Annotated in this window: 19 protein-coding genes; all 19 read right to left on the reverse strand. The window is 36.8% G+C overall.

Translation table 11 applies throughout. The features are described 5' to 3' along the window. Positions 1-408: 408 nt before the first annotated feature. A complete protein-coding gene (ppdK, locus tag Q7U95_RS02860) occupies positions 409-3,066 on the reverse strand; it encodes a pyruvate, phosphate dikinase (RefSeq protein ID WP_308751769.1) in 2,658 nt (885 codons plus the stop codon). 12 nt (positions 3,067-3,078) lie between these two features. Further along, the gene (locus Q7U95_RS02865) at positions 3,079-3,891 is read right to left on the reverse strand and encodes a pyruvate, water dikinase regulatory protein (protein WP_308751770.1); all 813 of its coding nucleotides are present in this window, start codon (positions 3,889-3,891) and stop codon (positions 3,079-3,081) included. 69 nt (positions 3,892-3,960) lie between these two features. Further along, positions 3,961-6,054 carry a glycine--tRNA ligase subunit beta gene (gene glyS / locus Q7U95_RS02870; protein WP_308751771.1) on the reverse strand — a complete coding sequence of 698 codons (2,094 nt, stop codon included), beginning with the start codon at positions 6,052-6,054 and terminating at the stop codon, positions 3,961-3,963. A gap of 131 nt (positions 6,055-6,185) precedes the next feature. Beyond that, the gene (locus Q7U95_RS02875) at positions 6,186-7,052 is read right to left on the reverse strand and encodes a glycine--tRNA ligase subunit alpha (RefSeq protein ID WP_308751772.1); all 867 of its coding nucleotides are present in this window, start codon (positions 7,050-7,052) and stop codon (positions 6,186-6,188) included. A gap of 174 nt (positions 7,053-7,226) precedes the next feature. Beyond that, positions 7,227-7,643, reverse strand: coding sequence for a phosphate-starvation-inducible PsiE family protein (locus Q7U95_RS02880; RefSeq protein WP_308751773.1), 417 nt, complete (start codon positions 7,641-7,643; stop codon positions 7,227-7,229). Between the two features lie 41 nt (positions 7,644-7,684). After that, complete coding sequence (gene recO / locus Q7U95_RS02885) at positions 7,685-8,479, reverse strand: DNA repair protein RecO (protein ID WP_308751774.1); 795 nt, start codon at positions 8,477-8,479, stop codon at positions 7,685-7,687. Between the two features lie 122 nt (positions 8,480-8,601). Further along, positions 8,602-9,303 carry a deoxyribose-phosphate aldolase gene (gene deoC, locus Q7U95_RS02890; RefSeq protein ID WP_308751775.1) on the reverse strand — a complete coding sequence of 234 codons (702 nt, stop codon included), beginning with the start codon at positions 9,301-9,303 and terminating at the stop codon, positions 8,602-8,604. 10 nt (positions 9,304-9,313) lie between these two features. Beyond that, on the reverse strand, positions 9,314-10,684 hold the full coding sequence (mgtE, locus tag Q7U95_RS02895; RefSeq protein WP_308751776.1) for a magnesium transporter: 1,371 nt from the start codon (positions 10,682-10,684) through the stop codon (positions 9,314-9,316). A gap of 21 nt (positions 10,685-10,705) precedes the next feature. Continuing rightward, the gene (gene era, locus Q7U95_RS02900) at positions 10,706-11,596 is read right to left on the reverse strand and encodes a GTPase Era (RefSeq protein WP_308751777.1); all 891 of its coding nucleotides are present in this window, start codon (positions 11,594-11,596) and stop codon (positions 10,706-10,708) included. 6 nt (positions 11,597-11,602) lie between these two features. Beyond that, positions 11,603-12,058 carry a GNAT family N-acetyltransferase gene (locus Q7U95_RS02905; protein WP_308751778.1) on the reverse strand — a complete coding sequence of 152 codons (456 nt, stop codon included), beginning with the start codon at positions 12,056-12,058 and terminating at the stop codon, positions 11,603-11,605. Beyond that, entirely contained in the window at positions 12,039-12,458 is a 420-nt protein-coding gene (gene cdd, locus Q7U95_RS02910; RefSeq protein ID WP_308751779.1) for a cytidine deaminase, read from the reverse strand. Before cdd ends, Q7U95_RS02905 begins: the two co-directional genes overlap by 20 nt. Continuing rightward, on the reverse strand, positions 12,445-13,752 hold the full coding sequence (locus tag Q7U95_RS02915) for a hemolysin family protein (protein WP_308751780.1): 1,308 nt from the start codon (positions 13,750-13,752) through the stop codon (positions 12,445-12,447). Before Q7U95_RS02915 ends, cdd begins: the two co-directional genes overlap by 14 nt. A gap of 16 nt (positions 13,753-13,768) precedes the next feature. Then, positions 13,769-14,470: a diacylglycerol kinase gene (locus tag Q7U95_RS02920; protein WP_308751781.1), complete on the reverse strand. Its 702-nt coding sequence runs from the start codon at positions 14,468-14,470 to the stop codon at positions 13,769-13,771. Further along, a complete protein-coding gene (gene ybeY / locus Q7U95_RS02925) occupies positions 14,467-14,928 on the reverse strand; it encodes an rRNA maturation RNase YbeY (RefSeq protein WP_308751782.1) in 462 nt (153 codons plus the stop codon). The genes Q7U95_RS02920 and ybeY overlap by 4 nt, the downstream gene beginning before the upstream one ends. Then, the gene (locus tag Q7U95_RS02930) at positions 14,909-17,071 is read right to left on the reverse strand and encodes an HDIG domain-containing metalloprotein (RefSeq protein WP_308751783.1); all 2,163 of its coding nucleotides are present in this window, start codon (positions 17,069-17,071) and stop codon (positions 14,909-14,911) included. Before Q7U95_RS02930 ends, ybeY begins: the two co-directional genes overlap by 20 nt. A 28-nt stretch (positions 17,072-17,099) precedes the next feature. After that, positions 17,100-18,062, reverse strand: coding sequence for a PhoH family protein (locus Q7U95_RS02935; protein WP_308751784.1), 963 nt, complete (start codon positions 18,060-18,062; stop codon positions 17,100-17,102). A 96-nt stretch (positions 18,063-18,158) separates the two neighbouring features. Then, complete coding sequence (locus Q7U95_RS02940; protein WP_308751785.1) at positions 18,159-18,626, reverse strand: GatB/YqeY domain-containing protein; 468 nt, start codon at positions 18,624-18,626, stop codon at positions 18,159-18,161. A gap of 8 nt (positions 18,627-18,634) precedes the next feature. Further along, a complete protein-coding gene (locus Q7U95_RS02945; protein WP_308751786.1) occupies positions 18,635-18,979 on the reverse strand; it encodes a histidine triad nucleotide-binding protein in 345 nt (114 codons plus the stop codon). Between the two features lie 18 nt (positions 18,980-18,997). Beyond that, positions 18,998-20,299: a tRNA (N(6)-L-threonylcarbamoyladenosine(37)-C(2))-methylthiotransferase MtaB gene (gene mtaB / locus Q7U95_RS02950; protein ID WP_308751787.1), complete on the reverse strand. Its 1,302-nt coding sequence runs from the start codon at positions 20,297-20,299 to the stop codon at positions 18,998-19,000. Between the last annotated feature and the right edge of the window lie 150 nt (positions 20,300-20,449).

The raw sequence follows: 20,449 nt of genomic DNA on the forward strand, positions 1-20,449 counted from the left end.
GCTTTCTTTGTCCCTTAAGAGCATCAGAAACATGTTCCATGCAAACACTTGCCCCTTTCCTTTTTGCGGCATCTAAAGCAACCTCAAGAAGATATGAAACATTTCCATTTTTATTGGGACTTCCATTTATTCCAACAACCAACATATCTCTCCTTAAATTATTTAACAGTTATTAGCAAGCCCGGCTTACGACCCGATAGCCAATGGCTTGCTCACTAACGTTTGCTCGATAGCTGATATTTCAAATCTCTTACCATCTTTCATTCGTCTAAAACTACTTAGCTTGTTGTTAATTTTTACATACTCTATGCTCTCTCTGCTCTATGCTCCGCGCGCTCTGCTTTTAACCATCTGCTATCTGCCCCGCCAGAGGCGGGTAAGCATCTGCAATCAGCCATCTGCTACTTGCTACTTTGTTGTATCTCCTTCTACATCAATAGCTGCTTGAGCTGCAGCAAGTCTAGCTAAAGGAACACGAAAAGGAGAACAGCTCACATAAGTAAAACCATTTTTGTGGCAAAAATCAATTGAGGATGGCTCTCCCCCATGTTCACCGCAAATACCTAATTTAATATCAGATTTAGTCTTCCGAGCGAGTTTGCAAGCAATTTTAATTAATTTGCCAACACCTTTTTGGTCAAGAACTTCAAAAGGATTAACCGGCAATACTTTATCTTCAAGATACTTTGCCAAAAACTTTGCTTCAGCATCATCACGGCTAAATCCAAATGTTGTCTGAGTTAAATCGTTTGTCCCAAAGGAAAAAAAGTCCGCAAATTCTGCAATTTCATCTGCGGTTAAAGCAGCACGAGGAAGCTCAATCATCGTCCCTACTTTATATGAAATATTCGTTCCGCAATCGGCCAAAACCGATTCTACTGTTTTCTCAACTTCTTTACGCATAATCACGAGCTCGTTTAAGTGCGAAACCAATGGAATCATTATCTCAACCACCGGTTTAAACCCTTTCTTCTTAACGTTAGAAGCCGCTTCCATTATTGCTTTAACCTGCATTCTGTAAATTCCGGGATAAATTATGCCAAGCCGACAACCCCTCAGGCCCAACATTGGATTCGTCTCAGTTTCCGCCCTCACTTTATGCAAAAGTCTTTCTTTGGCCATAATCTCATCTTTGTTTGCACCCTTTAATTTCATTTCAGTAAGCTCAACTCTTAAATCAGTAAAGTTCGGTAAAAATTCATGAAGCGGAGGATCCAAAAGTCTGATGGTTACGGGCAATCCTGACATGGCTTCAAAGATGCCTTCAAAATCTCTTCTTTGGTGTGGTAGTAATTTTTCCAACACTTTTTCTCTTTCTTCATTGGTTTCAGAAAGAATCATTTGTTGCACGAGAGGCAAACGTTCATCGCCAAAAAACATGTGTTCGGTTCTGCATAGCCCTATTCCTTCTGCTCCAAACTCTCTAGCTTTCTTCGCATCTTCAGGGGTATCTGCATTTGCTCTTACGCCAAGTTTTCTATATTTATCCGCCCATTTAAGAATCGTTTGAAAATCTATGCTAACACTGGGAGGAATAAGCGGCGCCTCTCCTAAAATTACCCGGCCCAAGCTTCCATCTATACTTATAATATCTCCAGCTTTAATTGTTGTTCCATTGACCTCAAAAAGTTGTTTTTCCATATCCAATTTCAATGCTTCACATCCAGCAACGCATGGTTTTCCCATACCCCGCGCCACAACAGCCGCATGGCTTGTCATTCCTCCGTGAACAGTAAGTACGCCTTGGGCTGCTATTACACCATGAATATCATCAGGCGTAGTTTCCCATCGAACCAATATAACCTTTTTGCCCGCTTTTCCTTCTTCTTCAGCAGTATCCGCGTCAAAAACAACTTCTCCGCTCGCAGCTCCCGGAGAAGCAGGTAAACCAGTTGCGAGAACATCTAACTCGGCCTTAGGGTCAATTCGAGGATGAAGGAGTTGATCTAATTGAGAAGGATCAATTCTTTTTATTGCTATTTCTTCGGTAATTAAGCCTTCTTTCACCATATCAACGGCAATCTTTAACGCTGCAGCAGCTGTTCTCTTGCCTGTTCTTGTTTGAAGCATATAAAGCTTACCTTGTTCTATTGTGAACTCTACATCTTGCATGTCGCGATAGTGTTTCTCAAGCTTTTTCATTGCTTCTATCAACTCGTTGTAAACACCGGGCATTTCTTCTTTAAGTTCTACAAGGGTTTTTGGAGTGCGAACACCGGCTACAACATCTTCGCCTTGAGCATTGGTAAGATATTCTCCAAAAATTTTATTTTCACCAGTTCCGGGATCCCTTGTAAATGCAACTCCCGTAGCAGAATCATTCCCTTTGTTTCCAAAAACCATTGCTTGAATATTAACGGCCGTACCTAAGTCATCTGAAATCTTATATTCTTTACGATATGTCTTAGCACGAGAGTTATTCCATGATTCAAAAACTGCACTTATAGCTTTTTTAAGTTGATCCTCGGGATCCTTTGGAAATTCCTCACCGGTTTCTTCCTTTACAATCTCTTTATAGATATTAACCAACACTTTTAAATCCTCTGCTGTAAGTTCAGTATCTTGTTTAACCCCTCGCTTTTTCTTCATCTCTCTTAATTCGCGTTCAAATTTATTTTTGTCCACTTTAAGCACAATATCGGAAAACATCATCAAAAATCGCCTGTACGCATCATAAGCAAACCTATCATTTTCGGTTTGCCTAATAAGCCCTTCTATTGTCACATCGTTTAATCCAAGGTTTAAAACCGTGTCCATCATCCCTGGCATCGAAAAAGCTGCACCGGAACGAACGGAGAGCAACAATGGATCGTTGGTATCTCCTAATTGTTTTTTTATTTTTTTCTCTAACTTATTTTGGTGTTCTTTTGCCTCTTTTTCTAAACCCTCTGGAAGTTTTCCGGTCTTAGAGTAGATATTACAAGCCTCGGTTGAAATTGTATAACCAGGAGGAACGGGAAAACCAAGTTTTGTCATCTCCGCTAAATTGGAGCCCTTGCCCCCCAATATAAATTTCATTTTTGCGTTTCCTTCTTCAAAATCATAAACATACTTCTTGGCCGACATTTATAAACCCCCTCAAATGTAATTATCGTTTTTACTGTAATATTTTAATATCTCACTAGCCGTTTCTTCAATTGCTTTATGCGTAATATTTATAACTTTGCATCTAAGTTTTTTCATGATAGAACACGCGCACTCAAGTTCTTTAAAAATATACTTGATATCAGCGTAACCATTCTTTGGAGAACCTACCGATTCCAGTCTTTGCCCCCTAATTTCCCTCAATAAATTTGCATCAATATCGAGGCCAATTATTTTTTCCGATGGTATTTCAAAAAGCTGTTTAGCCGGTTCAATTCCATAAATTAAAGGGATGTTTGCCGCTTTTAACCCATGATAAGCCAGAAACATGGAAAGAGGAGTTTTAGAAGTTCGAGAAACTCCAATGAGAACGATTTCAGCTTCTTTAATATTTTCTATGCCTCTCCCGTCATCATGTTTAACTGCAAAATTCATTGCTTCAATTTTCCGAAAGTATCCATTGTTTATTTTTCTAGAAGCACCCGGATTGGACTCTGCTGTAATTTCTAATACATCTTCCAGCACTTTTATCGCCGGACCCAAAATATCTAATTCAGAAACACCATATTCGTTAGCCTTAATCTCTAAAAACTCTTTCAATCGAGGAATAACTAAACTATAAAATATTACACTTGAATCAACTTTGGCTTTACTTATAATTGTTTCAATTTGTTTTTCATTATCAATTTTCGGCCATTTCACTATCTTAAACTTTTCAGCAAACTGACTTGTTGCCGCCTTAGCTAACTGCTCTGCTGTATCACCCAATGAGTCTGAAAGTACATATATATTTCTTTTTACCGTCATCTATTTTGTCCTTTTTGCCAAAGTTAAATATATTCAACCAAAATATTAATCTTCTTTTTAAGGTAATGTTTATCCGGCAGCGATAGCTAACTTAGAAAAATCCGCAATCGTTTCAAATACCTGAACACATTTATTCAACAATTTTACTCTGTTATCCCGCAATTCTTTCTCTTTCGCCATTACCAAAACTTCATCAAAAAATTTATCTACGAACGGCCTCAAGTTTGCCAAAATTTTCATGACCTCTTCGTAGTCATCATCTTTTAAGGACTTATTTATGGCTTTTTCTGATTGTAAAATTGTCCAAAACAGAGTTCTCTCTTCTTCTTGTTTAAATAAATTTTCATTAACAGCTGTCCCTAATTCACCCACCGCCAAATTTTTACATCTTATGAACGCTGTAAACAAGTCTTTTATTAAACTTTCTTCTCTATATTTAGACATAATCTTAATTTTTTCTCTGAGAACTACCAAATTATTCAACCCTAATGCCAAAACTGAGTCAATAACATCATACTGGAACCCCGCGCTTAAAAATTGTTGTTTTAGCCTACCCAGGAAAAAAATCTTAAGTTCTTTTAAAATTTGAGCTTCATCTTGATAAAATTCTATCTTTTCTTTTTTATATTCAGATAACGCAAACTCTATAAGCTCAAACGGTGACAAATTTAACTCGCCATTTAGAATTATGCTTATTATGCCCTGTGCCTGACGACGCAAAGCATAAGGATCCTCTGAGCCGGTTGGCAAAAATCCTACGGAAAAACAACCTACTATGGTATCAATTTTGTCCGCAATGCTTACAATTTTTCCTACATCGGTTTTAGGTAAAATATCACCTGAATAACGAGGTAAATAATGCTCGAAGATGCCCTCAGCAACTTCTTTGTTTTCGCCGGATAATGCCGCATATTCTCTACCCATTACTCCTTGAAGATCCGGGAATTCTATAACCATCTCTGTTACTAAATCAGCCTTACTTAAATAAGCAACTCGTTTTGCATTATCTTTTGTTGAGTTCTCAACTCTTAATTTTTTAGCTAAAAAATTAGCAACCTCCTCAATGCGTTTAACCTTACCATGCATCGTCCCTAATTTATCTTGAAAAATAACACCTTTAAGTTTCTCAACATTTTGAGCAAACGGTTCTTTTTTGTCTTCTTCAAAAAAAAACTTCGCGTCTGCAAGCCGTGCTCTAAGAACTTTTTCATGACCCTTTCTTATGTTGTCGTCGTAAGCTGCATTGCCATTGTGAACAACTATAAATTTAGATTTTAACTTACCATCAATTCCATCAATGGGAAAATAACGTTGGTGCGACTCCATCGAAGTCGCTAACACCTCCCGAGGCAAACTAAGATAATCATCCGAAAATGTTCCACAAATAGCGTGAGGAGACTCTACTAAGTTTATCACCTCAGTAAAAGTTTTAGGGTTTATAACCGGCTTCTCTTCTTTCTTTTTTAAGAGTTTTTTGATGTCATTTTGAATAATTTCCTTCCGTTTTTCTTGATTCACAATTACTTTAGCGGCCTGTAAAAGAGGAAGGTATTCTTTGCAACTTTTTACTTCAATAGGATTTTTTGCAAGAAAACGGTGTCCCCACGTCAAATTGCTCGATTTTAAATTACCAAACGAAAAGCTTACAATTTTATCTTCATATAAAGCCAGAAGCCAACGAATTGGCCGAACAAAACAAATGTTGTCTCCCTGCCATCTCATGGATTTACGGAAAGAGATAGATGATATCAATCTTGGTAAAATATCGGGCAGAATCTCCAATGTTTTCTTGCCTTTTTCTTTTGTGGTGGCGTAAATATAAACCCCTTCGGGAGTTTCACGAACTTCCAAATCGGCAACATTTACTCCTTGCGATTTAGCAAACCCCTTTGCGGCAGCGGTCGGCTTTCCATCAACATTAAACGCCAGCTTCGCCGGTGGCCCTTTCGTCTCTTTTACTTCTTCCAGCTGTTGCGAATGCAATCCAATAACGTTTAACGCTAAGCGTCTTGGAGTTCCATATGTTCTTACTTCGGAAAAGGAAAGCCTGTTTTCACAGAGCAATTTTTCAGCCTTGCTTTTTAGTTGGCTAATTCCTTCATCAATTGACGCGGATGGCATCTCTTCGGTTCCAATTTCTAAAATCAAGTCACCTGTGTTCATCAACACTCCTGTTTTAATTATCAGTTTTTTTAAACCTGCCCGCCATTGCCTACTGCTTTATGCGATGGCAAGCGAGGAGTCCACAACCAACAGTAAAAAATAAGGAATTAAAACACTCCATTGATCCCCGGCTACTTTAAAAAGGGAAACTCCATTTCTTCCCTTTGTAATAGATAAGCATTAGCACACTTACGCGCAAGATCACGAACCCGCGCGATAAAGCGTGTCCGCTCAGTCACACTTATTGCCCCTCTGGCATCCAAAAGATTGAAAACATGTGAACATTTGAGAACATGGTCGTAGGCTGGCAAAACTAAATTTTTAGATAACACAATCTTACATTCTTTTTCAAATTTGTTAAAAAGATCGTTCAGCATAACTGTATCCGCTACTTCAAAATTATATTTAGACCATTCTACTTCACCGTGCTGATGAATATCGCCATAGGTTAAATCACTTCCCCATGTCAGGTCAAAAACACTATCTTTTTCCTGAACATACATAGCAATCCTCTCCAGCCCATATGTTAATTCAACCGAGATTGGTTTCAAATCAATGCTCCCTACTTGTTGAAAATAGGTAAATTGCGTTATTTCCATACCATCCAACCAAACTTCCCAGCCTAATCCCCAAGCTCCTAAAGTAGGTGATTCCCAATCGTCTTCGACGAAACGTATGTCGTGTTTTTTTGGATTAATTCCAATTCTTTCAAGACTCTTGAGATAGATATCTTGAATATCATCCGGGGCCGGTTTTAGCAATACCTGAAACTGGTAATAATGCTGAAGCCGATTTGGATTTTCACCATACCGACCATCAGTCGGTCTGCGAGAAGGTTCAACATAAGCAATCTTCCAGGGTTCTGGCCCTAAGCATCTTAAAAAGGTATGTGGATTGAATGTTCCCGCCCCTACTTCTAAATCATAGGGCTGGCCTATTAAACAGCCGCAATCGGCCCAATATGATTGTAAATTCATAATTATCTCTTGAAAATTCATATCTTTCTCCAAATCCAAAATTTAATAATAAAACCTCTCCCCTAAAGCAAATCCAACACACCCAGGACGAGAGGATTTTTTCTACAGCTCCACCCTGAATTAACTTTTACGGTACCGCGGTAAATGGATTATATGTATTAGTCGTTTCCCCTTCATACCTTTTAATATGAAAATTTATTTTTCTACTTTTCGGCTTAGATAATAAGCTAAAACTACCGACAATGTCAAAACAGCAAGAGCTAAAGCGCCATAAAACCCATACACACTGTACTCATAAAGAACTATTTTCCGACCAATAGCGACAAAAGCAGCTTCAAGAACAGCATCCCATGTTCTTTTACCGCTCAAATAGGCCATGGTTATTCTAAACATTTCAACAACAATGAAAAGAACAAGAGCTATATCCAAAAAATAGTGAATTTCCGATGGATTAAAAAAATGGTGAGATTGAAATGCAGAAAAAACACTATTAGCTAAATAACCAATACCCAAAAAAATAATTATAATCATTAAGACAGCCACCAAAAATTCGGCTATCTCCATACAAAAATTAAATTTTGTTACAAGCGGTTCCAGTTTGTTTTTTATCATTTAAGCCACTTTTTAATGTTATAATATAAGAGCTTTTAGAGTCAATCTTTTAACTTATTTATACAATCTCTGCTCTTAAGCTGAGCATGTATATTAAAATTTACATATTTTTTGGCAATCATTATAACTTCTTTTTTTAAGCCCTCTGGAATTTCAATATTATTAAAACTATCAGCTCTTGCCTTCAACAATATTAAAATTAAATCAGCCGCTTGGGGGCTTATAAAAATTGTATTTGATTCAATTTCACCGCGTTGATAGTCTAAATGAACACATTTTTCACAGACAAGTCCACCATTGCCACAACTAAAAAAGATTTTTTCAAAGCCACTCACAGCTTTATCACAAATAACACACCTACTAAGAACCGGCAAAAAACCGGAAAGAGAGAGAAGTTTTAAATCAAATGCTACTAAAAAAAGGTCCATATTAACCGATGTTTTAGACAGAGTTCTTAAACTGGATAATAAAAATTCAAAAACCCTTCTATCTTTTTCATGCTCAACAGAGATTTTATTCACTAAATCAAGCGCGGAAAACCCATAAGCTATCTTGTTTAGGTCCTCCCTGATTTCCGAAAAAGAATCTATGATTTCGGTTTGCGTAATTGTGTCTAAATTTCTACCCTGATAAAGCAAAAGATCAACATAGGTAAAAGGTTCAAGCCTTCCTCCAAATTTGCTTTTAGTTCGACGCAATCCTTTTGCAACGGCGCTTATTTTTCCTTGAGAATCTGTAAAAAAGGTTATAATTTTATCGGCTTCTCCAAGTTTTATAGATTTTAAAACTATCCCTTTAGTTTTACAGAGAGAACCTACAGACTCACGGGATGACATAAAAAGTCTCCATCCACCAGGCACCATACTCCAAATAATTAATTATATAAATAACTTGCTTCTCGATTTTTAATCTCCGTATTTCTTGTTTTATCATTTTTGGTTTTACTAAAACCTGAGAATTAAATCCCCTTGCCTTCATTTAAAAATTCTTCCATTAACTTTGTACCTGAACTTGTACCTATACGAGTTGCTCCTGCTTCTATCATTGATAGAACTTGCTTATAAGTTTTTATTCCACCTGATGCTTTAATCCCAAACCGGTTGCCAACAACTTTCCTTATAAGAGCCACGTCTTCAACTTTAGCCCCTCCTGGACCAAAGCCAGTGGAAGTCTTAACAAAATCGGCCCCCGCTTTTTTCACCATTTCCGCAGCTTTTTTCTTCTCACCATCAGTTAAATAACATGTTTCAATTATCACTTTCACAATCACATTTTTTAAATTAACTTCTTGCTTAGCTGAGTGCGCTGCTTCAACAACGGCAGCTATATCAAGATAAGCCTCATCAATATTTCCCATTTTTAAGAGCCCCATATTTATAACCATATCTATCTCATTTGCACCACTTAAAATACTGCTTGCAGCTTCAAAACACTTTGCGGCTGTGGAGCTCGCTCCCAATGGAAAACCAACAACAGTAGCAGCGCCTACGCTTGTTCCTTTTAGTTTCTTTTTTACGAAAGGAACGAAATAAGAATTTACACAAACGGTGGCAAAACTATACTTTATCGCCTCATCGCAGACAGAAAAAACATCGTCCACAGTTGCTTGAGGCTTTAAAATAGTATGATCTATATATTTCGCAAACTCTTCAGATGTCACTTGTCTCTCCTTAAAAAACTGAATACTTTCCCAAAACTAAAGCAGCTATGTAAAAATATATAAATAAACTAATTGCATCCATAATCAATGCCAGAAAAGGATTGGAAGAAACTGCAGGGTCTATCCCCATTGAATTAAACAACAAAGGAGCTACTGTGCCGGTAAAAGCACCCAAAATTATTATCAAGACATTTGCCACGGCAACAACTATTGCCAAAGGTAAATATTTTTGCCAAAAAAACGCAATTACGAAAAGTATACCACCCGTAATTATCCCCATCACCAAGGCGAGTCTCATCTCTTTTATGATACGCAAAAATATAGCTTTCGAGTTAATATGCCCAATCGCTAAATCGCGCACTGCTACAGTTGATGCTTGAAATGAACAATTGCCACCAACTGAGGTCATACAGGCCCAATAAACAGCTAAGGCGGGCAATGTGGCCAATAAATATTTAAAATGTTCCGCAATGGTTCCCACAACAACGACCTCGCCCACCACTGCTATAGCCAACCAGGGAAGCCTCGCTTGCAAAACTCTCGGGAACGGGCTCCGCATTACATCACTTTCTTCAATATCTATAGTACCAGATAATTTATACATATCCTCTGTAGCTTCATCTTCTACAACATCCAAAACATCATCGACGGTAATAACACCTAAAAGTCTTTGTTCTTGATCAACTACCGGTAATGCTAAAAGGTCATATTTTGAGATAATTTTAGCTGCTTCTTCCTGATCAACTCCAGCCTCAACATAAATAACGTTGGGATTCATAATGTCTTTTATTAATGTCTTGGGTGATGCTATTATTAAATCTCTTAAAGAGACTACTCCCACAAGCTGATTTTCGTCATTAACAACAAAAACATAATATATGTTTTCAATCTCAGGAGCCTTTTTTCTAAGCTCATCTATTGCTTCCTCGGTCGTTATGCTCTTTTTTAAGGTAACGACTTCAGGATTCATTAAGCCGCCGGCCGTTTTTTCATCATGTTTTAAAAGATTTCTAATTTCGGCTGCCGCTTCGGGCTTCATCACCTTAAAAATCTTCTCGGCTGTTTCCTTTGAAAGGTCTGCAATTAAATCGGCTCCATCATCAGAAGGCATCTCATTTAAAATTTCGGAAATAGCTGAAATACTTAAACTTTCAGCTATGTCAACTTGGTCGTCTTCCTCCATCTCAAGCAATGTGTTAGCAGACTGATCCGGTGCCCAAACCTCGAATATCTTCTTTTGATCTCTCTCATCAAGATGAGTAACAACTTCAGCGGCATCGGCTGAATAAAGTTTTCCAAGAATGGTTGTAACCTTGGATAACTTATTTTCAGCAAGCAACCTATTTACAGTTTTTAAAATAATTTCATTTCTTTCTTCCAATTGTTCCCTACCTTGCGTTCGTTAGTAGCCCATCTCGCGAATTATATCTTCTCTGCTCCGCCACTTTTTTTTAACCTTAACCCAAAGACTTAAAAAAATTTGACTACCCAAGAGGTTTTCTATCTCTTCTCGAGCTCTTTGTCCAATCTCCTTAAGCATCTTGCCGCCCTTGCCAATAATTATTCCTTTTTGAGAATCCTTTTCTACAAAAATATAAGCTTCTACATCAACTATATCTTTATCCGTTCTTTTAGAAATACTTTCAACTTTTACCACAACACTATACGGCACTTCTTCTCTTGTTAGCTCCAAAACCTTCTCTCTAACAAATTCAGCAATGATAACCTTTTCGGGCTGGTCCGTAATAGTATCGTCAGGATAATACTTTGGTCCCTTTGGCAATAATTCAACAGTTTCATCTATCAAAACATTCAAATTGTCACCGTTTAAAGCCGAAATGGAAATGATTTTCTTAAACTGGCCAAGGTCCCGCGCAATTTCTTCTTGAGCACTTAAATCAGCATGATTAATTTTATCTGTTTTATTTAAAACCAGAATAACCGGAGCATTAAGCTTATTTAATTCCTTGGCTATAAACGCATCTCCCCTACCGATAACCTGAGAAGCATCAACTACAAAAATTACAACATCTACTTCTTTTAAAGCACTTCTAACCTTTTCGTTTAAACGTTCTCCCAACAAATCATGCGGTTTGTGTAACCCCGGAGTATCTATAAAGATAATTTGAGCATCCGGCCGATTTAAAATACATCTAATTTTATGACGAGTAGTTTGAGGTTTATCAGATGTTATAACAACTTTCTGTTTCATAAGAGAGTTAACTAAAGTAGATTTACCCGTATTTGGCCTTCCCACTATGGCCACAAACCCGCTCTTAAAATTATCGTTCATTTAAATTTAATCCTCCCCAAAACTTAACTTCATGAGCAATCTATTATTTCCCGGCCCATATTCATTTTTCAAATAATCCGTTCTTACAAAACCCAACTTTTCATATAGATTTAAAGCCGCTTCGTTGACAGGGGAAACCGTTGTCTTTACCTCTTTTAACCCTTCTTCTCTTAAAAGTTCAATAATTTTCGTTAAAAAAAATTTGCCCAAGCCTTTCCCTCTTTTATCTTGGCATATAGAAAAACTTACTAAAAAAACTCGTTTTATCTCATTCCAGTCTCTGATAAATTCCGCTAAACCTTCAATTTTCCCATCTTCTTCCAAGATATAAACCTTGCCATATCTGATAAAAACAGGGAGGGTCCATTCATCCAATCCTCCTTGTCCAAAAGCTTCTTTTTCTAAAAAAACAAGTTTCTTAATTAAGTTAAAGTCAACTTTTTTAACAACTTTTACTTCCAAAAACGGGATTACCCTCCTTATGTGAAGAAAAAGCTTCAGGCAAAAGGTCTCTTATTTTTGCCTTTTTAATCTCTTTCTTCTTGTTCACCACTATAATCTCTAGGTCGCAACCAAACTCCCATAGAGCTTGCCTACATGCCCCACATGGAAAACAAAATTCTTCGGAATCAGAAACTAAAATTAAGGATTCAAAGTCCCGGCACTTTTCTGAAACTGCTTTAAATAAAGCAACCCTTTCCGCGCACATAGACAACCCGTAAGAGGCATTTTCCACATTACATCCGATAAATTTTCGACCATCTTTAACTATCAAAACAGCTCCAACCTTAAAATTAGAGTATGGAGCATATGCATTCTCTTTCGCTTTAAAAGCCAAATCAATCAAATCATTTATCTTCACAATCTATATCATCCTCTTCTTTTTCAAATTCACTCTTAGTAATTAAAATCTTCGAGATACGCCTTTTAATAACTCTTTCTACTGTAAAAGTTAAATTATATTTCGAATCAATTTTGAAATCGACCTTCTCTCCAGAAGTGGGAATTTTGCCAATTAAATCATAAACAAACCCTCCAATTGTTTCGCACTCCATATCGGGCAAATTTATTCCTAAAATTTCATTAATTTCATCCAAGCTCACCCGCGCATCAACTCGTATATTATTATCATCTATCCGCTCAACCATTACCATTTCTAAATCATACTCATCAAATATTTCGCCAACTATCTCCTCCAAAATGTCTTCTATGGTAACAATGCCAGCAGTCCCTCCGTATTCATCAACGACTATGGCCATGTGAGTCTTCCTGTTTCTTAGTTCTCTTAATAAATCATCCAGTTTCATTGTTTCAGGAACATAGTAAGCCGGGTGCATTAAATCTTTTAGAGGAGCAGAAAGCCTGTCGCTCTTAGGCCGCGCGAGTAAATCCTTCGCATAAATAATTCCCACTACATTATCGACAGTTTTTTCATATACAGGAATTCTGGAATGTCCTTTCTCAATTATTAAATCCAGCAACTCTTTAATCAAAGCGGTACTTTCTATAGCTACTATATCTATTCTTGGAACCATAATCTCTTTTGCCATGGTGTCCCCAAATTCAAAAATACTGTGAATCATTTCTTTTTCTTCTTCTTCAATCACACCCGCTTCCTCGCCAACCGTAACCAAGGTTTTTATCTCCTCTTCAGTAATAAAAGTTCCTTTTTTTAAAGGTTTACCTCCAATAAGTTTAATCAAAAGATTGGCAAGAACTGTCAAAAAATGGACGATGGGATATAGGGTGACAGATAAAATTAACACTGGTTTTGCTACAAACAATGAAATTTTTTCAGCATTCTGGGTGGCAAAAGTCTTTGGCGTTATCTCTCCGTAAAGAAGGACCAAAAAAGTAACGATACCAGTTGAAATAGCAACAGCATAATGGGAAACATATCTGGACACAAACATTGTAGCCAATGAAGCCGCTCCAATATTTACAACATTGTTGAGAAAAAGTATGGCTGCTAAAAATCTATCCGGTTTATCTAATAACCTTTCGAGCACAATTGCTCTATTGTCTCCTTTTTTGGCAAGAGACCTTACTCTTATCTTATTTACTGAGATAAGAGCTGTTTCAGCCATAGAAGAAAACGCAGACAAAAAAAGCAATATTAAAAACCCAACTAATTGAGATAAAATATTTAATTCCAATGTAAATACTCCTCCGTTAAAAATAAAATAATTGAAATAACAGTGTTGTGACTAAGAATCCAAAAATAGATCCAACCAAAACTTGGGGCCAAGAATGTACACCAGATTGAATCCGGCTATGAGCTATAATGAGCGCCATAAAGAACGCCAAAGTTGTCAAAATAATATTGTTGCCGATAAAAGCAATTGCCGCAGCCGCACTAAATGCAAGAGCGCTGTGCCCACTAGGCCATCCCCCCTCAAGAAAATTTCTATGACCTGCCCAAGCTTTAAGCGCAATTACTAAAATCCCAACTAAAAGTAGAGCCGTGATGGTCAAATGAATTGGCGCTTCTTTTATCTTTTGAAAAAAAGACGATGTAATTTGACTTAAAAGCGGAAAAAATACAAAATATCCAACCAGCAAAGCGTTTATGCTTGCAAGCAAAACTGCCGCAGCAGCAACATCTTTAGCAATTTTCGCTAAAGGATCAAAAGAAGTAATTGTAATATCAATACTATACTCTATCGCAGTATTTAATAGTTCGGCGGAGACCACCAATGATATAGCAAAAAGAATCAACATAAACTCGATACGGCTAACTCCCAAAACAAGGCTAGACATCAAAACAATTATTGCAGCTAAAAAATGTATTCTTATGTTTTGCTGAGTCCTTAAAACATATATGATGCCTTCAATAGCGTTATTGAAACTTTTTATCAAAGAGCGATCTTTCATTTAGCACCAAACCTATTTTGTGCAAATTTACTTAAAATTTCTTTTTCTCGTGCTTTCATAAGTTTTTTATCCTTATAATCAACATGGTCATATCCAAGTAAATGCAATATCCCATGAACAAGCAACAAATTTAATTCTTCTTCTAAAGAATGGCTGTCCTCCAAGACATTCCGCTGCGCAACGGTGGGGCAAATTATAACATCACCGAGTATTAGGGGCCGTTCTGTTTTGCCCGGTGGCATTTTTTCATATAAAGGAAAAGAGAGCACGTCTGTGGGCTCTTCAACCCCTCTATATTGAAGATTAAGTCTCTCTATTTCTTCCTCATCCATAAAAACTATACTCAATTCAGCTGATGAATCAATCTCCTCGGAAACCAAAGTAAATTCAGCTAATTTTTTTAAAGGTGCTAAATCTATTTCTACCCTATCTTGCCTATTATTTATTAGAATTTCCATAATTAAGCATGCCTTTCGAAGAAGAAACAACTTTTAAATCAGGATATTCAATTCTAGAATGATAGATGCTGGAAAGTGTTTGAGTAAATGATTCAGCAACTTTGTTAAGCTCGTTAAGTGTTAAGTTGCTCTTATCAAGCTGACCATCATTTAGTTTGTCTTGAATAATTTTCCTGGTAAGTTGTTCTAATCTAGCTGGTGATAATTTGGAGATTGTTCTGGCAGCTGCCTCAACAGAATCAGCAATCATAATAATTGCTGATTCTTTAGTTGCTGGTTTTTCACCTGAATAACGAAATTCAACTTCCGATACCTCGTGTTTACTCTCTTCTTTTTTAGCCCTATGGTAAAAATAAGTTATCAAACTAGTGCCATGATGCTGCTCAATAATTTCTATAATTTCCTTAGGAAGCCTATGTTTCTTGGCCATCTCAACCCCATCTTTTACGTGAGCGTTAATGATTAAAAAGCTCAAGTTAGGGTTAGTTTTATCGTGAGGATTTTCGCTACATATCTGGTTTTCAACAAAGAAAAAAGGTCGTTTTAATTTACCAATATCATGATAATAGCTGCCAACACGAGCAAGAAGTGGATTTGCTCCTATTTCTTCTGCTGCGGCCTCAGCTAAATTGCCCACCATAACACTATGGTTATATGTTCCAGGCGCATCTATCATAAGCTTACGTAACAATGGTTGTGTTGAATTTGCTAACTCCAGCAACTTAATATCTGTAGTTATGTGAAATCCCGATTCTAAAAACGGCAAGGCACCGATAGCTAGTATAGCTGAAGATATTCCACCAGCTAAACCCCATCCTATGTTTTTGAAAGCACCAAAAACATTAATATTTGAAATTAAACTTACAACGAAACAAAGACCAGCAAGAACTGATCCCAACCAAATTCCCGCTCTAGCAAGATCCCCTCTATGAACAACGTCTGAGACTAAATAAATTGCGAACAACCCACCTAAAATGGAAACAGTTAAATACTGTAGATTGTTCCCCAAAATTTGACCGGTTATTATGCTTGACAATATCAACATAATAATTCCAATTCGTGGGTTAAGAAGAATGGTGGTAAGCATTACGATAGCAGCTACCGGAATAAGATAACTAGGGAAAAATGGAGTTATAATTTTAGCAATTAAAGTAACAGATACTAAAAGAATTCCCAGTAAAAACAAGTAAGAAACATTATCATAAATTTCTTTATGGAATTTATAAATATAAACTGCAAAAATAAATATCATGCCTAATATCAATAAAATCGTGCCGATAATCTTATTGACCTCTATCCCTTTTTTGAGCAATCCAAGCTCCGCTAAAATCTTAATTTGTTCATCTGTGACAATCTCCCCTTCTCTTACTATTATTTCACCTGCAACTTTTTTAATGGTATATGGTTCAACCTTAGCTACGGCTTCATTTCTTAATTTTTGTGTTTGCTCAACATCATAATAATAATTAGGTTCAATAAATGCTCCCCCAATTTCAGTCGCCGCTTCTATTTGCGCGGGCGATAAAGTTAGAGTGGCAGCCATTCGGTCCAATTCCATTTTTTTATCAACTAAATCCTCTTCCATAATATTTCTGCTCATAACTTGAGTAACAATGCTAATGGTTTTTTCCTCTAAATTTTTGATTTCATCGTCCGATATTGTAAGACAAGTCGTGAGGGTTTTTTCAGAAATTGCGTAACCGGCTTTTTCTTTAAGAGCAGCTAAACTTGCTTCTAAAAGTTCTTTTTCGTTAGTGGGTTTAACTTTGTCATCATCTTTGGATAAAAGCTCGGCTTTAACATTTTTAACTTGCTTAAAAATGTTTGTAATATTTTCTTGAACTCGAGTTACGGCAGTAACGTCCCTCTTATATACTTCTTCAACGCTTGCCTCAACTGCTTCTTTCTGTTCTTTTGTTTTTTCAGCATCAATAAACTCTACTGTTCTAGAGGCCTTTACAGTCTCTGGACTTGGTTTCCCTGCTTCGATATCAATCGTTTCAGGAATAAAATCAAAAGCAAGAATGCCCGTTAATATAATAAAAACTGCGAATCCCAAAACAATTCTCTGAAGATTTTTATTTTTTAAAAACTTATTTTTTAAAAATGCTTCTTTTGCCTCGTTTAGAACATGTACTACCACTTTAATTCTCCTCAAAAATTTACTGTTTTTAAGTTTTCTTTTCCTTAAATTCCCTATAAACCTCAACTATTTTTTGAACCAACTTATGTCTAACAACATCATCGGCTGTTAAATGAATAAACGCAATATTATCAAGTTCTTTTAATATTTTTTCGATAATAACTAGTCCAGAGTGAACATCTCGTGGTAAATCAACCTGAGTTACATCTCCCGTTACAACAATCTTTGAACCAAAACCTAACCGTGTTAAAAACATCTTCATCTGTTCGGGAGAAGTATTTTGAGCTTCATCTAAAAGTATGAATGAATCGTTAAGCGTTCTCCCTCGCATATACGCAAGAGGTGCAACTTCTATGATCCCCTGCTCCATCATTTTTTGAAATTGTTCGGTATCCATCATATCATACAAAGCATCAAAAAGAGGTCGCAGATAAGGGTCAACCTTTTCAAACAATGTTCCGGGCAAATACCCCAACTTCTCTCCCGCTTCAACGGCTGGCCGAGTTAGGATGATTCGAGAAACCGATTGATCTTTTAAGGCCTTTATGGCCATTGCCATAGCTAAATAAGTTTTACCTGTTCCCGCGGGGCCAATTGCAAAAGTTATGGTATTCTTTCTAATAGCATCAATATAGTTTTTTTGGCCAGCTGTTTTGGGCCTGATAATCCTGCCTCGATGAACAAGTATTTTATCGGTAAAAATATCTTTTGGGGAAATTTTTGCTTCATTAAAAACTAACCCTATTGTTTGTTCTACAACTTGTTTATCAAGGTGACTGTCAGCTTCCAATATACTCAATAACTCTTTAAAAATCCCAGCTGCCACATTTACTTCATCTTCTTTTCCAGTAATCGAAATCTCATTACCTCTTACTAAAATTTCACCATTAAATTTCGATTCAATTAAGTTAAGAAATTTATCATTGTGTCCTAAAAGAGCAACCATCGGTTGATTCTCTGAAACTAAAATCTTTATCCGTTTAGTTTTCAATCCAATATTTCCTCACTTTAAAAACTATTAATGAAATTATATCAACTATCAATCATAGGATCGATAAAATGCTCCCCGGCAATAAGTGCCCTTGTCTTAAGATTCTGCCGCAAGCAATCCCCTCACTAATTCATTAACCATTTTTGCATCTGCCCGACCCTTTAAGCGAGGCATTACTTCTTTCATCACCTTACCCATATCTCTGGGTTCATGTGCTCCTGTGCTTTTAATTGCTTCAGCTATTATACCCTCCACTTCATCTTTAGTGAGTTGGGCGGGTAGATATGATTGAAGAATGTTTAACTCTTTCTGTTCTTTTTTAGCAGCATCAGTTCTACCAACCTTTTGGTAGATTTCTATGGCCTCTTTGCGTTTCTTCGTATGTCTTAAGACCGCCTCAATTACCTCGTCATCTGAAAGCTCTTTTTTCTTTTCAATTTCCATGTTTTTTATTTCAGCCATCAACAACCTCAAAGTTGATAACCGAACTTTTTCATCCTCATCTTTTGAAGCCGCCTTCAATGCCTCTCTCATATGCAACTCAATATCTTTTTTAAGACTCATGATTCCCCCTATGTAACTAATTTTCCCAATTTTTCTCCACCGAGCAAATGGAAATGCAGATGTTCAATTTCCTGACCTGAATCGGGCCCCACATTTACTATCATTCTGAAACCACTTTGCCCAATCTTTTGCCGTTTAGCAATTTCTTTTGCTGCCAAAAAAATATTGGCCATTATTTCAGCTTGATTTTCATTGATTTCGTTCATCGGATTAATATGTTTTTTGGGCACAATAATAATATGAATTTTAGCTTGCGGGTTTATGTCTCGAAAAGCTATCACCTTATCATCTTCATAAACAATTTCACTTGGAATTTGACCCTGTACAATTTTGCAAAAAATGCATTCAGCCATCTCGATCTCCCCTTAAATTTAATTTACAACACTAAAAGTGTTGTTCGTATTCCCATCCACAATCTTACCAAAAATTTCACCATTTTGAACTTCTAACGCCCGGACGCTTACAATTTGCCCCCGGAGAATATCAGAACCTTCAAAATTAACCTTTATGTAATTATCAGTATGGCCCATTAATAATTTTTTATCATTAAACTTTTCGACTAAAACATCTAATTCCCTGCCAAGAAATTGATTTAAAAAATTATCTGCCAACATTTCTCCAATCTTTATAAGCTTACGAGAACGGCTTTCTTTGATGGAATCTAAAATTTTGCAGTCCATTTCAGCTGCTTTCGTTCCACTGCGTGGCGAAAAACGAAAAACGTGCAACTTTCTAAAACTTATTTTTTCAATTACTGACACTGTCTGCTGAAAACATTCCTCTGTTTCTCCGGGGAACCCCACTATAACGTCGGTTGTTATGGCAACTTCCGGAATCAAACTCTTAATTTGCCGCACCACTTTATTGAAATCCTCAGCAGTATAATTTCTATTCATTGAACGTAAAATTTTATCAGACCCACTTTGAAGCGGAATATGAAAATGACGGCAAATTTTGGGCTTAGAGCTCATCAGAGAAATTAAATTAGGTGTTATCTCTTTTGGCTCAATTGAGCTTAAACGAATCTTTTTCAGACCTTCAATATCGTTTAGCTTAAGCAACAACTTCTCCAACAAACCTTCCTCTTGTATATCTTGCCCATACTTCCCAAGATGGATACCGGTTAACACCACCTCTTTGGTTCCCATATCAACAAGTTCCTCAACCTCACTGACAACTTCCCTTAAACTTCGGCTTTTTAGGGCGCCTCTTGCATACGGAATTATACAATAAGAGCAAAATTGATTGCAGCCATCCTGAATCTTTACCAATGCGCGAGTCCGAAAATTTACTTTTTCCGATAGCTCACTCTTTTTAACGGTATTGGAAACAGACAATGCCTCCGTTACCAAATGAACCAGGTTAGACTTTTCGCTGTTTTTCACCACTAAATTCACGTGCTCAATTAAATTTATATCATCTGGTTTTAGCTCAGCGTAACATCCGGTTACCACAATCAGAGATTGAGGATTTTTTCTTGTAGCCCGCCTTATTATTTTCCTGGACTTTGCTTCAGTCGCATTCGTTACCATGCAGGTATTTATGATATATATATCCGCAAGCTCTGTAAAATCAACAAACTTGAAGCCCTGACGCAGAAATTCACCGGCGATACGCTCTGACTCATATTGATTTACCTTGCACCCCAAAGTGTGTATTGCAAATTTAAGCACTTTCATCTCCTAATATACTTTTTCCGTGAGTACCTTAACCTTTAAAAAATCGACTAAACGAATGCAAAATAAATCTTTTTCTCCATCGCTATCAAAAGTAAATGCCGGGAACCAAAGAAGAAAGAATTGCTGTCATAAGTGCTTCATCTT

This window comes from Candidatus Oleimmundimicrobium sp., from assembly GCF_030651595.1.
GTDB lineage: Bacteria > Actinomycetota > Aquicultoria > UBA3085 > Oleimmundimicrobiaceae > JAUSCH01.

Bases quoted from the DNA above. Each gene is read 5' to 3' on its own strand.
- ppdK (WP_308751769.1), bottom strand. From the start codon at position 3,066: ATGTCGGCCAAGAAGTATGTTTATGATTTTGAAGAAGGAAACGCAAAA.
- Q7U95_RS02865 (WP_308751770.1), bottom strand. From the start codon at position 3,891: ATGACGGTAAAAAGAAATATATATGTACTTTCAGACTCATTGGGTGAT.
- glyS (WP_308751771.1), bottom strand. From the start codon at position 6,054: ATGAACACAGGTGACTTGATTTTAGAAATTGGAACCGAAGAGATGCCA.
- Q7U95_RS02875 (WP_308751772.1), bottom strand. From the start codon at position 7,052: ATGAATTTTCAAGAGATAATTATGAATTTACAATCATATTGGGCCGAT.
- Q7U95_RS02880 (WP_308751773.1), bottom strand. From the start codon at position 7,643: ATGATAAAAAACAAACTGGAACCGCTTGTAACAAAATTTAATTTTTGT.
- recO (WP_308751774.1), bottom strand. From the start codon at position 8,479: ATGTCATCCCGTGAGTCTGTAGGTTCTCTCTGTAAAACTAAAGGGATA.
- era (WP_308751777.1), bottom strand. From the start codon at position 11,596: ATGAACGATAATTTTAAGAGCGGGTTTGTGGCCATAGTGGGAAGGCCA.
- Q7U95_RS02920 (WP_308751781.1), bottom strand. From the start codon at position 14,470: ATGAAAGATCGCTCTTTGATAAAAAGTTTCAATAACGCTATTGAAGGC.
- ybeY (WP_308751782.1), bottom strand. From the start codon at position 14,928: ATGGAAATTCTAATAAATAATAGGCAAGATAGGGTAGAAATAGATTTA.
- Q7U95_RS02940 (WP_308751785.1), bottom strand. From the start codon at position 18,626: ATGAGTCTTAAAAAAGATATTGAGTTGCATATGAGAGAGGCATTGAAG.
- Q7U95_RS02945 (WP_308751786.1), bottom strand. From the start codon at position 18,979: ATGGCTGAATGCATTTTTTGCAAAATTGTACAGGGTCAAATTCCAAGT.